The sequence below is a fragment of the Streptomyces sp. NPDC002776 genome (assembly GCF_053592195.1).
Window position 1 is genome coordinate 63,120 of record NZ_JBSFVG010000005.1, and the last position, 12,472, is coordinate 75,591.

Here is a 12,472-nt window from a genome sequence, read left to right on the forward strand (position 1 = left end):
TCGGCAGGAGGGCCGGGCCGGGGCAACCGCCCGGCCGGTCAAGCCGTGCGGCGGATCAGCGCCAGATACATCGCGTCGGTCCCGTGCAGATGCGGCCACAGCTGGACGTCGGGCCCGTCGCCCAGGTCCGGTACGCCGGGCAGCAGCGGGCGGGCGTCGATCAGCTCCGCGCCCGGGTGCTGCTTGAGCACGTCGTCGACGACCGCACGGGTCTCGGCGAGATGCGGGGAGCAGGTGGCGTAGCCGACGACCCCGCCGACCCGCACGGAGTCGAGGGCGGTGCCCAGCAGGCCCCGCTGGAGCGGCGCGAACCCGTCGAGGTCCTCGGGCCTGCGCCGCCACCGGGCCTCCGGCCGCCGCCGCAGGGCGCCGAGACCGGTGCACGGTACGTCCATCAACACCCGGTCGAAGGAGCCGGGCCGCCACGGCGGCCGGGTCCCGTCGGCGGCGATGACCTGGTACGGCCCGGGGTTGCCGGCAAGCGCCTTGGCCACCAGCCCGGCCCGGTGCGGCTGCTTCTCGGCGGCGAGCAGCACGGCCCCGCGCTCGGCGGCGAGCGCAGCGAGCAGCGCCGCCTTGCCACCGGGCCCGGCGCATCCGTCGAGCCACCTGGCGTCGGGCCCGTCCAGGGGCGCGTGGGCGAGGGCGAGGGCGACGAGCTGGCTCCCCTCGTCCTGCACCCCGGCCCGCCCTTCGCGTACGGCCTCGATGGCGCCGGGCTCACCGCCCTCGGCCAGCCTCACCGCGTACGGCGACCAGCGCCCCGCCACCGCCGCGTCCTCGCCGAGCAGTTCCTCGGTGGTGGCCCGCCCGGGCCGGGCGACCAGGGTCACCTCGGGCCGCTCGTTGTCGGCCGCCAGCAGCCGCTCGATCCCGGCGCGTCCCCCGCCGAGCGCGTCCCACAGCGCGGCGACGACCCAGCACGGATGCGAGTGCACGACGGCGAGATGTTCCTCGGGGTCGTCGTCGTAGGGCGGCGCGACCCGCTCGATCCACTCGTCGAGATCGTGCTGGGAGACCTTGCGCAGCACGGCGTTCACGAACTTGGCCCGCCCGTCGCCGAGGACGACCCGGGCGAGCTCGACGGAGGCGGACACGGCGGCATGCGTCGGGATCCGGGTGCCGAGGAGCTGGTGCGCCCCGAGGCTCAGCACATCGAGCACCGGCGGGTCGACCTCCCTGAGCGGCCGGTCGACGCACGCGGAGATGACGGCGTCGTACGTCCCCTGCCGGCGCAGCGTCCCGTACACCAGCTCGGTCGCGAGCGCCGCGTCCCGCCCGTCGAAGTCCCCCTGCTCGCGCGCCTTGCGCAGCAGCGGCGGCAGCACGAGGTTGGCGTACGCGTCCCGTTCGTCCACCGCCCGCAGGGCCTCGAAGGCGAGAAAGCGGACGGGGTCCTTCTGGGGCCGCCGGTAGGGCTTGCCGGGTTTACGGGGCCGACGGGAGGTCTCGCTCACGAAAAAGGTGCTCCGCGTTGCTGGATGACATGTGCTGGACGTGCGTGTCCAGCGTACGTCGCACCGGGCGCCCGGTGCGCGGCCGGTCAGGCCCCGAGCCGCTCGCCGTCGGCGATCCGCACCCCGCGCGCCCAGTCGGCCGCCCGCATCGGCTTCTTGCCCTGGGCCTGCACCCACAGCAGCTCGACGGCGTACGAACCGGTGCCGACGTGCACGCTGTTCTTGCCCACGGCAAGCGCGCCCGGGGCGAGGTCGGTCCGGTCCGGCACCGGCTGGACCTGGATGAGCTTGAGCCGCTCCCCGCGGAAGACGGTCCAGGCGCCGGGCGCCGGGGTGCAGCCGCGGACGACCCGGTCGACGCGCAGGGCGGGGGCGCTCCAGTCGATGCGGGCGTCCTCCACATTGACCTTGGGCGCCAGGCTGATGCCCTCGCCCGGCTGCGGTACGGCCTTCAGGGAGCCGTCCTCGATCCCGTCCATGGTCGCGGCGAGCAGCCCGGCGCCGGCGAAGGCGAGCCGGGTGAGCAGGTCGCCGCTGGTGTCGGTGGGCCGGACCGTCTCGGTGACGGTGCCGTAGACGGGCCCGGAGTCGAGGCCCTCCTCGATGAGGAAGGTGGAGGCACCGGTGATCTCGTCCCCCGCCATGATGGAGTGCTGCACCGGCGCGGCCCCGCGCCAGGCCGGCAGCAGGGAGAAGTGCAGGTTGACCCAGCCGTGGGCCGGGATGTCGAGGGCGACGCGCGGCAGCAGCGCGCCGTACGCGACCACGGGACAGCAGTCCGGCGCGATCTCCCGCAGCCGCTCCAGGAACTCCGGGTCCCGCGGCTTGACGGGCTTCAGCACCTCGATCCCGGCCTCCTCGGCCCGCTCGGCCACCGGCGAGGCGACGAGCCTGCGCCCTCGCCCGGCGGGAGCGTCGGGCCGCGTGACGACAGCGGCCACCTCATGCCGCCCGGAGGCGAGAAGAGCGTCCAGAGCGGGAACGGCGACCTCGGGGGTACCGGCGAAGACGAGCTTCATGGGTGGGTGCGGGCCTCTCGGTCGGGATGGGTCGGGCAGCGCACCAGTCTATTGGGGGAAAGCGGCCGCCGAGGGGAGGGCCGTCGGCAGCCCCGCACCCCCGGCGCACGCATATGCCGGTACGCCCCCTCTGCGTGACCAGCGGAGCGTCTACGCGTTGGTCAAGAAAGAGTTGACCCCAACGGGCCGCACATCGCGCGGCCCGCTCCTTTTCAACGCCGGTTCGAGAGGCTTGTTCATGGCCGACCACGCAACCCACGACGCCCAGGCTCGGGCCAGCCTGCACTTGCTGGTGCGGGACATCGAGCGGGTCCGCCGGCAGGTGGACGCACTGCGCACGCTCACCGCCCAGTTGGGCAACGTCTACCGCCCGCGCCGCTCCGGCCCGTCCACGGGCTTCGTCGTCTACGGACGCGCTCCCGCCCCGACGGTACGCCTCGCCCAGGAGCTGCGGGACAGCGTCGAGACCCTGGTGACGGCGGCCGTGGACTTCGACCGCTCACTCGGCTTCTCGTGGGACGCGGTGGGCTCCGCCCTCGGCGTGACCAAGCAGGCGGTCCACCGCCGCTACGGCGCCCGCCGCGCCGTGACCCAGGCGGCGGCCGAGGCCGAGCGCACGACGGAGACGACGGCCACCCGCACGGTGAGCGTCAACACCGGCATCCCGTCGGTCCCCACGGTCCCCGCGGCACGGTCGATGCCCACCCAGCCCACGGCCACGACCCCCGCCCTCCGAGAAGACCCCCGCCCCCCAGCCTTCCCGTCCCCCCGCAACGGCTGACACCCCCGCCCCCACGCCCCCGCCCTCCCCCACCGACACCGGGAGGCCGGGGGCACAAACATCTCCGCACCGGTTCACCCCGCGAGCGCGGGACCTCCGAAGCCCTCAAACCCCTGCCCCTGCCCCTGCCCCTGCCCCTGCCCCTGCCCCTGCGGCACCCATCCCCACGGCTGCGGGGCTACGCGCCCCAGCGGACGCTCACGCCTCATCGCCGCCATCGACCCGCACGCAAGCCACTCCTCACGGCACCCGACACATCCGCCGCGGCTGCCAGGAGGCGTGCTGATGGAGCGCTCAGCCGCCCAGGAGCCCGGCAGCGCAAGCGCCCCGAAACCCCTGCCACTGCGGCTACGGCTACGGCACCCCCCGCACACCGGCCCTCATCCCCCGCCCGCCGCCGCTGGGGCGGCACGGGTGGGCTGGGGTCCCCCCCTCTGGGGGAGGCACCCCGCCAGAGGGGGGAGCGCACCCACCCCCCGGCGCCACAAACCAACCGGAACCGCACCAGCGCACGTACACGCGAACCCCACCGCACGCGCACCCGCACCGACGCACGGCAGGCAAACCCACCGCACCCCGCACCCCACCCCCGTCACCCAATATCCGGCGGATCGATCCGCACCCGAACCGCCGCCTCCCCACCGGCCCCACCCCGAGCCATCCGGGCAGCCTGCGCAGCCTTCAGCGCGGCGGCCAGCGCCGCCCCCCTCCCCGGCGGCACCCGGATCAACGCCCGCTCCCACCGCTCCCCCGGCGGCGGCCCACCCGTCCGCCGAGGCCGCCCAGGGGCGGTGACCGGCACCGGGACCGGCCCCAGCACCTCCGCCTCCCCCGGCAGTTCCACGGCCCCCAGAAACTCCCCCACAGCCTCCGCCGTCCCCGACACCGCGGCCATCCGGGACACCGGCGGAAACCCCAGCTCGGCTCGCTCCGCCAGCTCCCGCACCGCATGTCCCACGGGATCCCACCGCACCAACGCCTGCACGGGCCGCAGGGTCGGCTCGGCCACCACCACCACGGTCCCCCCGTCCCCCTGCGGCCGCACCAGCGCCGCGGCCCCGATCCATCGCCGCAACGCGTCCTCACCGGCCCGCAGATCGGGCCGCCCCACCATGGCCCACCCGTCCAGGAGCAGGGCCGCCGCGTAACCGCCCTCGGCCACCGGCTCGGCCCCCGGGGTACTCACCACCAGCGCTGGCACCCCCGGCACCGTGTCCAGCACCTGCTCCCGCCCGGACGTCCGCACCGGCACGGCCGGAAACGCCCGCCCCAGCTCCTCCGCGGTCCGCCGAGCCCCCACGACCTGCGCCCGCAGCCGGAACCCCCCGCACTCCGCGCAGTGCCAGGCGCCTTCCTCCCGCCCGCACCACGCGCACCGAAGCGCCCCCGCGTCCTGCGCCTCCAGCGGCCCCGAACAGTGCCGGCACCGAGCGGGCGCCCGGCAGTTGGCGCACGCCAGCCGCGGCACGTACCCCCGCCGGGGCACCTGCACCAGTACCGGCCCCTGCCGCACCGCGTCCCGGACGACCTGCCAGGCCAGCGTCGGCAGCCGCGCGGCGCGAGCGGCCTCGTCCCGGGCCAGGTCCCCGTCACCCACCGTCCGCACCAGCGGCGCGGCCCCCCGCACCTGCTCCCGTCCGGCGACCAGCGGCCGGGCCCACCCGCTCTCCACCAGCTGGGCGGCCTCGACGGTGCAGCTCCAAGCCCCCAGGAGGAACGCGCACTTGTCCTGCGCGGCCCGCAGCAGCAACACGTCCCGCGCATGCGGCTGAGGAGCGTGCGGCTCGCTGTGACTGTCGTCCCCGTCGTCCCAGATGACCACGAGCCCAAGATCCCGCACCGGCGCGAACATGGCCGCCCGCGTCCCCACGACGGCTCGCACGGCCCCCCGGCGCACGGCCAGCCACTCCCGGTACCGCTTCTCGGGCCCGGCATCGGCGGTGAGCACGGCGTGCCGCCCCTCCCCCAGTAGCGCCGTCAACGCGGCATCCACCCGCGCCACGGCCCGCCCGTCCGGCACCACGACCAGCGCCCCCCGGCCGGACGCCAGCGTCGCCGCGACCGCCCGGGCGATCTCCTCGCTCCACTCGGGCCCGGGAAGGGCGTTCCACACGGCCCGAGGCACCCCGCCCGAGGCCAGCGCCCGCACGAACGTCCCACCGTGCTCGTACCGCTCCCAGGACCCCGCCTCGGGCGCCGCCGGTACCGGCAACGGCTCCGGCGAGGGCCGCTGCTCGGCCCGGGCGCTCCGCGGCGGAACAGCCAGCTGCAGCACATCGGCCAGGCTCCCCGCGTACCGGTCCGCGACGGCCCGGGCCAGGCCCAGCAATTCCTCGTCGAGCACCCGCTCCGGCGACACCACCTGGGCCAGCGCGGCGAGCGGCCCCGAGTAGTCCGACTCGGCCAGCCGCTCGATCAGGAACCCGTCGATCAGCCCCCCGCCCTCACGGCGCCCGTCCCGCACCCGGTGCCGCCCGGCCCCGAACCGCACCCGCACCCGCACCCCGGGCTGCGCGTCGGCGTCCAGCTCCTCCGGCACCGCGTAGTCGAAGTACCGGTCGAGGTGCAGCACCCCCTTGTCCACCAGCACCCGCGCGACCGGCAGCTCGGGAGCAAGCGCGGCCCCCCGCCAGGTCCGCGGCTTGGCCCGCGGCCCCTTGGCCTTGCGCACACTCTCCCGAATGAACGCGAGCTGCTCGGGCGGCGCCCCCTCGGCCCCACCCCCGACCTGCCCGTCCTCGCTGCTCACGCTTGCATTCTTACCAAATGCCACTGACAGCGGCGCCACCCGGACATACGCGAGGCCCGGCACCCCCGAAGGGGCGCCGGGCCTCGTCAGCCGTACCGGATGCGGAGCCTTACAGCCCCGCCGCCGCCCGCAGCGCGTCCACGCGGTCCGTGCGCTCCCAGGTGAAGTCGGGCAGCTCGCGGCCGAAGTGGCCGTACGCGGCCGTCTGGGCGTAGATCGGGCGGAGCAGGTCGAGGTCGCGGATGATCGCGGCCGGGCGGAGGTCGAAGACCTCGTCGATGGCCTTCTCGATCTTCTCGGCGTCGATCTTGGCGGTGCCGAAGGTCTCGACGAACAGACCCACCGGCTCGGCCTTGCCGATGGCGTACGCCACCTGGACCTCACAGCGGGAGGCGAGGCCCGCCGCGACGACGTTCTTGGCGACCCAGCGCATCGCGTACGCGGCCGAGCGGTCCACCTTGGACGGGTCCTTGCCGGAGAAGGCACCGCCGCCGTGGCGGGCCATGCCGCCGTACGTGTCGATGATGATCTTGCGGCCGGTGAGGCCCGCGTCGCCCATCGGGCCGCCGATCTCGAAGCGGCCGGTGGGGTTGACCAGCAGGCGGTAGTTCTCCGTGTCCAGCTTGATGCCCTCGTCCAGGAGCGCCTTCAGCTCCGGCTCCACGACGAACTCGCGGATGTCGGGGGCGAGCAGGGACTCCAGGTCGATGTCGCTCGCGTGCTGCGAGGAGACGACGACCGTGTCGAGGCGGACGGCCTTGTCGCCGTCGTACTCGATGGTGACCTGCGTCTTGCCGTCGGGGCGCAGGTAGGGGATGGTGCCGTTCTTGCGGACCTCGGACAGCCGCTTCGACAGGCGGTGCGCCAGGAAGATCGGCAGCGGCATCAGCGTCGGCGTCTCGTCGGTCGCGTAGCCGAACATCAGGCCCTGGTCACCGGCGCCCTGGCGGTCCAGCTCGTCCTCGTCGCCCTCGACCCGGGTCTCGTACGCCGTGTCGACGCCCTGCGCGATGTCAGGGGACTGCGCGCCGATGGAGACGGAGACACCGCAGGAGGCGCCGTCGAAGCCCTTCTTGGAGGAGTCGTAGCCGATCTCGAGGACCTTGTTGCGGACCAGCGTCGCGATGTCCGCGTACGTCTTGGTCGTGACCTCGCCGGCCACGTGCACCAGGCCGGTGGTGATCAGCGTCTCGACGGCGACCCGGGAGGTCGGGTCCTCGCGCAGGAGCGCATCGAGAATGGTGTCGCTGATCTGGTCAGCGATCTTGTCGGGGTGACCCTCGGTCACGGACTCCGAGGTGAACAGGCGACGGGACACAACGCTCCCTGGGGTTGCAGCGGCTGCTGGCTGATCATTGGTGGACGGGACGGGGGCTGCGCCCGGCGTCGTCCGTGAACAGTTTATCGGTCGCGCTCACCCGCGGGCCCACCCGTCTCGCCTCTCGGGAGCGCTGTGACCTGCGGCACGGGCATTCTGCCCAATCCTCCGTGGCCTTGGCCAGGGGCGCCACGCCCCAATGTGCGCGGTTTCGCAGGCCCTGCGGCGAATGCGACGGTCAGTCGAGCCGGACGGCCACCAGATCCCACACGGTTTCGGCCAGCGCTTCCTTGGGGCCGTAGGGGACCGGCGTCTCGGTGCCGTCGGCGCCCAGCACCACGGCCTCGTTCTCCTCGGCGCCGAAGGTCTTGCGCTCCCCCACCTCGTTCACCACCAGCAGGTCGCAGCCCTTGCGCGCCAGCTTGGTGCGGCCGTTGGCCAGCACGTCGTCGGTCTCGGCGGCGAAGCCGACGACCACCTGGCCGGGGCGGGCCCGGTCGGCGGAGATCTCCGCGAGGATGTCCGGATTCCGCACCAGGACGATCGGGTCCGGGTCCTGGCCGTCCTTCTTCTTGATCTTCCCGGCGGCGTAATCGGCCGGCCGGAAGTCCGCGACCGCCGCGGCCATGACCACCGCGTCGGCGTCGGCGGCCGCCTTCAGCACCGCCTCCCGCAGCTGTACGGCCGTACCGACCTGGACGACGTCCACGCCCGCCGGGTCCGGCAGCCCGGTGTTGGCGGCGATCAGCGTGACCCGGGCACCGCGCGCGGCGGCGGTGCGGGCGAGGGCGTAGCCCTGCTTGCCGGAGGAGCGGTTGCCGAGGAAGCGGACCGGGTCGAGCGGCTCGCGGGTGCCGCCGGCGCTGACCACGACGTGCCGCCCGGTGAGGTCGGGCTCGGTGACGCCCCGGGCCAGCACCCGGCGGCAGACCTCGTAGATCTCCGCGGGGTCCGGCAGCCGGCCCTTGCCGGTGTCGACGCCGGTGAGGCGGCCGACGGCGGGCTCGATGACGACGGCGCCCCGGCGGCGCAGGGTCGCCACGTTCTCCTGGGTGGCCGGGTGCTCCCACATCTCGGTGTGCATGGCGGGGGCGAACACGACCGGGCAGCGGGCGGTGAGCAGGGTGTTGGTCAGCAGGTCGTCGGCGAGGCCGTGTGCCGCCTTGGCGAGCAGGTCCGCGGTGGCCGGGGCGACCACCACCAGGTCGGCGTGCTGGCCGATGCGGACGTGCGGCACCTCGTGGACGTCGTTCCACACCTCGGTCGAGACGGGGTTGCCGGACAGGGCCGACCAGGTGGCGGCGCCGACGAAGTGCAGCGCGGAGGAGGTGGGCACCACACGGACGTCATGTCCCGACTCGGTCAGCCTGCGCAGCAGCTCACAGGCCTTGTACGCGGCGATGCCACCGCTGACCCCCAGCACGACCCTCGGCTTGTCCACGGTCTCTCCCCGGCTCGGAAACGCTCGGAACACGTACAACCCCATGACACACCACAGGCCCGGCAGCATGACTGCCGGGCCTGTGGAAAAGACTGCTGCAAGCAGGAAATATTACTGCGCCGGGCCCTCGACGGCCTCGGACGTCAGCAGCCCCGCGTTGATCTCCCGGAGGGCGATCGAGAGCGGCTTCTCGTGGACGTGGGTGTCGACGAGCGGACCGACGTACTCGAGGAGGCCCTCGCCGAGCTGCGAGTAGTACGCGTTGATCTGGCGGGCCCGCTTGGCCGCGTAGATCACGAGGCTGTACTTCGAGTCGGTGGCCTCGAGGAGCTCGTCGATCGGCGGGTTGATGATGCCCTCGGGCGCGGAGATGGAAGAGGACACGCTCTACCTTCCGATGGATGGGAAAGATTAAGTCAGGCGATCAGAGACGATCACACAACGTCCATCAAGGCTAGCAGCTCGCGCGCCACGTCCTCGACGGAGGTGTTGACCAGGGTCTCGTCGAACTCCCGCTCGGCGGCCAGTTCGACCTTCGCCGCCTGGAGCCGGCGCTCGATCACCTCGGGCGGCTCGGTGCCGCGGCCGGTGAGCCTGCGCACCAGCTCCTCCCAGGAGGGAGGAGCCAGGAACACCAGATGAGCCTCTTCCATGGAGTCGCGGACCTGCCGGGCGCCCTGGAGGTCGATCTCCAGCAGGACGGGCTCGCCCGCCTCCAGGCGCTCCAGCACGGCCGCGCGCGGCGTGCCGTAGCGGTTGCCCGCGAACTCGGCCCACTCCAGCAGCTCGCCGTTGGCGATCAGCTTGTCCATCTCCTCGTCGGTGACGAAGAAGTAGTGGACTCCGTGCTTCTCGCCGGGTCGGGGCTTGCGGGTCGTCGCCGACACCGAGAGCCAGACCTCGGGGTGTTCCTTGCGCATATGGGCGACGACCGTGCTCTTGCCGACCCCAGAGGGGCCGGAGAGCACGGTCAGCCGCGGACGTTCACTCATGCAGCGATTATTCCAGCAATCCCGGGGTGCCCGGGACTCCCTTCCCGGCAGTGCCCGGGATCAGGAGCCGGTGCTGCCGAACTCACGCTCCAGGGAAGCGATCTGGTTGGAGCCGAGGCCACGCACACGGCGGCTCTCGGAGATACCGAGTCGCTCCATGATCTGCTTGGCGCGGACCTTGCCCACGCCCGGCAGCGACTCAAGAAGGGCGGAGACCTTCATCTTGCCGATGACGTCGTTCTCCTGGCCCTGCTTGATGACCTCGTGAAGGGAGGCGCCGGAGTGCTTGAGTCGATTCTTGACCTCGGCCCGCTCCCGGCGAGCCGCGGCGGCCTTTTCGAGCGCGGCTGCGCGCTGTTCAGGGGTAAGGGGCGGAAGAGCCACGCCTACGTCACCTCGGATGTTGACTGTCGGATACGGACCGGTGAGGAACCTAGTCGCCCCACACCTGCGGAGTACGAGCAACACGCTTGCCCGTTCTCTGCTCGGAGACTAGCGGGCAAGTCCGCCAGAGTCAGCGAGAACAGCGGAAAAGTCCTGGTCAGCCTCCGTCAGGACGGACATTTAAGACATATTGCCCTGGATTTGAGGATGTATTCAGACTCAAGTCGACCCGCGGTCACTCATCGGCGGACTCGAACAAGCGTCTAAATACTGCCGATCAAGCGTCTAAATACTCCCGATCGGTGTCCCCGCGGGACTCACCCGGCGGTCACGGCCGTCCGGATCTCCTCCGCGAACCGCTCGGCGGACGCGCGCAGCGCCCCGACGTCGGGACCGTGGCGCAGCACTCCCCGGCTTACGTTCGGCACCACATTTCGCACCGCCGCCCCGAAGACCCGGGGAAGGTCGGCCGCAGTGGCCCCCTGGGCGCCGATGCCGGGCGCCAGGAGCGGGCCGTTGATCCTCAGGTCGTAGGAGGACAGATCGCCGAGCGTGGCGCCGACGACCGCCCCGAAGGAGCCGAGCGGCTCCTCCCCCTCGTTCTCGGCGGCCAGGTGGGCCAGCATCGTCGCGCCGACGTTCCGGCCGTCCGCGCGGATCGCGTGCTGGACCTCGCCGCCCTCCGGGTTGGAGGTCAGCGCCAGCACGAACAGCCCCGCGCCGCTCTCCCGCGCCAGCGCCACGGCGGGCGAGAGCGAGCCGTAGCCGAGGTACGGCGAGACGGTCAGCGCGTCCGAGAACAGCGGGGAGTCCTTGCGCAGGAAGGACTCGGCGTACGCGGCCATGGTCGAGCCGATGTCGCCGCGCTTGGCGTCCATGACGACCAGCGCCCCGGCCGCCCGCGCCTCCTCCACCGATTTCTCCAGCACGGCGATCCCGCGCGAGCCGAAGCGCTCGAAGAACGCGCTCTGCGGCTTCAGGACGGCGACCCGGTCGGCCATGGCCTCGACGACGGTACGGCTGAAGCGCTCCAGCCCCGCGAGGTCGTCGTCCAGGCCCCACTCCGAGAGCAGTGAGGCGTGCGGGTCGATGCCGACGCAGAGCGGGCCCCGCTCGTCCATGGCACGGCGCAGCCGCGCGCCGAAGGGTTCCTGGGTCATGCGGCCTTCCTCACGTCGGCGCCGACCGCGTCGGCGAGAGTGGCGTACGGGCTGGTGCGCAGGCGGGCGGCGAGGCCCTTGTGGATCGCGCGGCCCCAGAAGGGCCCCTCGTAGACGAAGGCGCTGTATCCCTGGACCAGCGTGGCGCCGGCCAGGATGCGCTGCCAGGCGTCCTCGGCGTTCTCGATGCCGCCGACGCCCACCAGGGTGATGCGGTCGCCCACGCGCGCGTAGAGGCGCCGCAGCACCTCCAGGGAGCGGGCCTTGAGCGGGGCGCCGGACAGTCCGCCGGCCTCCTTGACCAGGGCGGGCTCGGAGGTCAGACCGAGGCCCTCGCGCGCGATGGTGGTGTTCGTGGCGATGATCCCGTCCAGGCCGAGCTCGACCGCGAGGTCGGCGACGGCGTCGATGTCCTCGTCGGCGAGGTCCGGAGCGATCTTGACCAGGAGCGGGACGCGGCGCGTGGTGACCGTGCGGTCGGCGGCCTCGCGCACGGCGCTCAGCAGCGGGCGCAGCGCCTCGGTGGCCTGGAGGTTGCGCAGCCCCGGCGTGTTCGGCGAGGAGACGTTCACGACGAGGTAGTCGGCGTACGGCGCCAGCCGCTCGGTCGACTTCACGTAGTCACCGGCCGCCTCGGCCTCGGGCACCACCTTGGTCTTGCCGATGTTCACGCCCACGACCGTCCTGAAGACCGGGTTGCGGGAGGCCAGCCGGGCGGCGACGGCCAGCGAGCCCTCGTTGTTGAAGCCCATGCGGTTGATCAGCGCCCGGTCCGGTACGAGCCGGAACAGCCGCTTCTTGGGGTTGCCGGGCTGCGCCTCCCCGGTCACGGTGCCGATCTCGACGTGGTCGAAGCCGAGCATCGACATGCCGTCGATGGCGACCGCGTTCTTGTCGAAGCCGGCGGCGAGCCCGAAGGGCCCGTGCATCCGCAGCCCGAAGGCCTCGGTGCGCAGCTCCTTGTGGCGGGGCGCGAGCGCGGCGGCGATGAACGTGCGCAGCACCGGGACGCGCACGGCGAGCCGGATCCAGCGGAAGGCCAGGTAGTGCGCCCGCTCGGGATCCATCCGCTTGAAGACGAGGTTGAAGAAGATCTTGTACATGGTCCTCACCAGGAATGTGGTGTCCGCACCAGGAAGGGGTGTCCGGTGTCCTCACCAAGAGGGGGACA

Annotated in this window: 11 protein-coding genes; 1 reads left to right on the forward strand and 10 read right to left on the reverse strand. The window is 72.9% G+C overall.

From position 1 onward, the window contains the following. Positions 1–38: 38 nt before the first annotated feature. Both ACWD11_RS12340 and fmt read right to left on the reverse strand, forming a co-directional pair. Positions 39–1,457: an RsmB/NOP family class I SAM-dependent RNA methyltransferase gene (locus ACWD11_RS12340; protein WP_451282814.1), complete on the reverse strand. Its 1,419-nt coding sequence runs from the start codon at positions 1,455–1,457 to the stop codon at positions 39–41. An 86-nt stretch (positions 1,458–1,543) separates the two neighbouring features. Next, positions 1,544–2,476, reverse strand: coding sequence for a methionyl-tRNA formyltransferase (fmt, locus tag ACWD11_RS12345; protein WP_389420682.1), 933 nt, complete (start codon positions 2,474–2,476; stop codon positions 1,544–1,546). 238 nt (positions 2,477–2,714) lie between these two features. On the opposite strand from fmt, the gene ACWD11_RS12350 reads away from it, so the two are divergent. Further along, on the forward strand, positions 2,715–3,257 hold the full coding sequence (locus ACWD11_RS12350; RefSeq protein WP_389420683.1) for a hypothetical protein: 543 nt from the start codon (positions 2,715–2,717) through the stop codon (positions 3,255–3,257). A gap of 592 nt (positions 3,258–3,849) precedes the next feature. Here the strand turns inward: ACWD11_RS12350 and ACWD11_RS12355 are convergent. The 8 genes from ACWD11_RS12355 to ACWD11_RS12390 form a co-directional block, all read right to left on the reverse strand. Then, the gene (locus ACWD11_RS12355; protein ID WP_389420684.1) at positions 3,850–6,006 is read right to left on the reverse strand and encodes a primosomal protein N'; all 2,157 of its coding nucleotides are present in this window, start codon (positions 6,004–6,006) and stop codon (positions 3,850–3,852) included. A 109-nt stretch (positions 6,007–6,115) separates the two neighbouring features. Further along, positions 6,116–7,324 (reverse strand): methionine adenosyltransferase, encoded by a 1,209-nt coding sequence (gene metK / locus ACWD11_RS12360; protein ID WP_389420685.1) that lies wholly within the window; start codon positions 7,322–7,324, stop codon positions 6,116–6,118. A gap of 238 nt (positions 7,325–7,562) precedes the next feature. Beyond that, positions 7,563–8,765, reverse strand: coding sequence for a bifunctional phosphopantothenoylcysteine decarboxylase/phosphopantothenate--cysteine ligase CoaBC (gene coaBC, locus ACWD11_RS12365; RefSeq protein ID WP_451282817.1), 1,203 nt, complete (start codon positions 8,763–8,765; stop codon positions 7,563–7,565). A 111-nt stretch (positions 8,766–8,876) separates the two neighbouring features. Further along, on the reverse strand, positions 8,877–9,149 hold the full coding sequence (rpoZ, locus tag ACWD11_RS12370; protein WP_003988945.1) for a DNA-directed RNA polymerase subunit omega: 273 nt from the start codon (positions 9,147–9,149) through the stop codon (positions 8,877–8,879). 50 nt (positions 9,150–9,199) lie between these two features. Beyond that, on the reverse strand, positions 9,200–9,757 hold the full coding sequence (gene gmk / locus ACWD11_RS12375; RefSeq protein ID WP_389420687.1) for a guanylate kinase: 558 nt from the start codon (positions 9,755–9,757) through the stop codon (positions 9,200–9,202). Positions 9,758–9,817: 60 nt separating this feature from the next. Further along, on the reverse strand, positions 9,818–10,141 hold the full coding sequence (locus ACWD11_RS12380) for an integration host factor (protein ID WP_003977346.1): 324 nt from the start codon (positions 10,139–10,141) through the stop codon (positions 9,818–9,820). A gap of 317 nt (positions 10,142–10,458) precedes the next feature. Then, the gene (pyrF, locus tag ACWD11_RS12385; protein WP_451282819.1) at positions 10,459–11,301 is read right to left on the reverse strand and encodes an orotidine-5'-phosphate decarboxylase; all 843 of its coding nucleotides are present in this window, start codon (positions 11,299–11,301) and stop codon (positions 10,459–10,461) included. Further along, complete coding sequence (locus ACWD11_RS12390) at positions 11,298–12,404, reverse strand: quinone-dependent dihydroorotate dehydrogenase (protein WP_389420689.1); 1,107 nt, start codon at positions 12,402–12,404, stop codon at positions 11,298–11,300. Before ACWD11_RS12390 ends, pyrF begins: the two co-directional genes overlap by 4 nt. Positions 12,405–12,472: the final 68 nt, after the last annotated feature.

Coding starts and splice junctions, on each gene's coding strand:
- fmt (WP_389420682.1), bottom strand. CDS start 2,476: ATGAAGCTCGTCTTCGCCGGTACCCCCGAGGTCGCCGTTCCCGCTCTG.
- ACWD11_RS12350 (WP_389420683.1), top strand. CDS start 2,715: ATGGCCGACCACGCAACCCACGACGCCCAGGCTCGGGCCAGCCTGCAC.
- gmk (WP_389420687.1), bottom strand. CDS start 9,757: ATGAGTGAACGTCCGCGGCTGACCGTGCTCTCCGGCCCCTCTGGGGTC.
- pyrF (WP_451282819.1), bottom strand. CDS start 11,301: ATGACCCAGGAACCCTTCGGCGCGCGGCTGCGCCGTGCCATGGACGAG.
- ACWD11_RS12390 (WP_389420689.1), bottom strand. CDS start 12,404: ATGTACAAGATCTTCTTCAACCTCGTCTTCAAGCGGATGGATCCCGAG.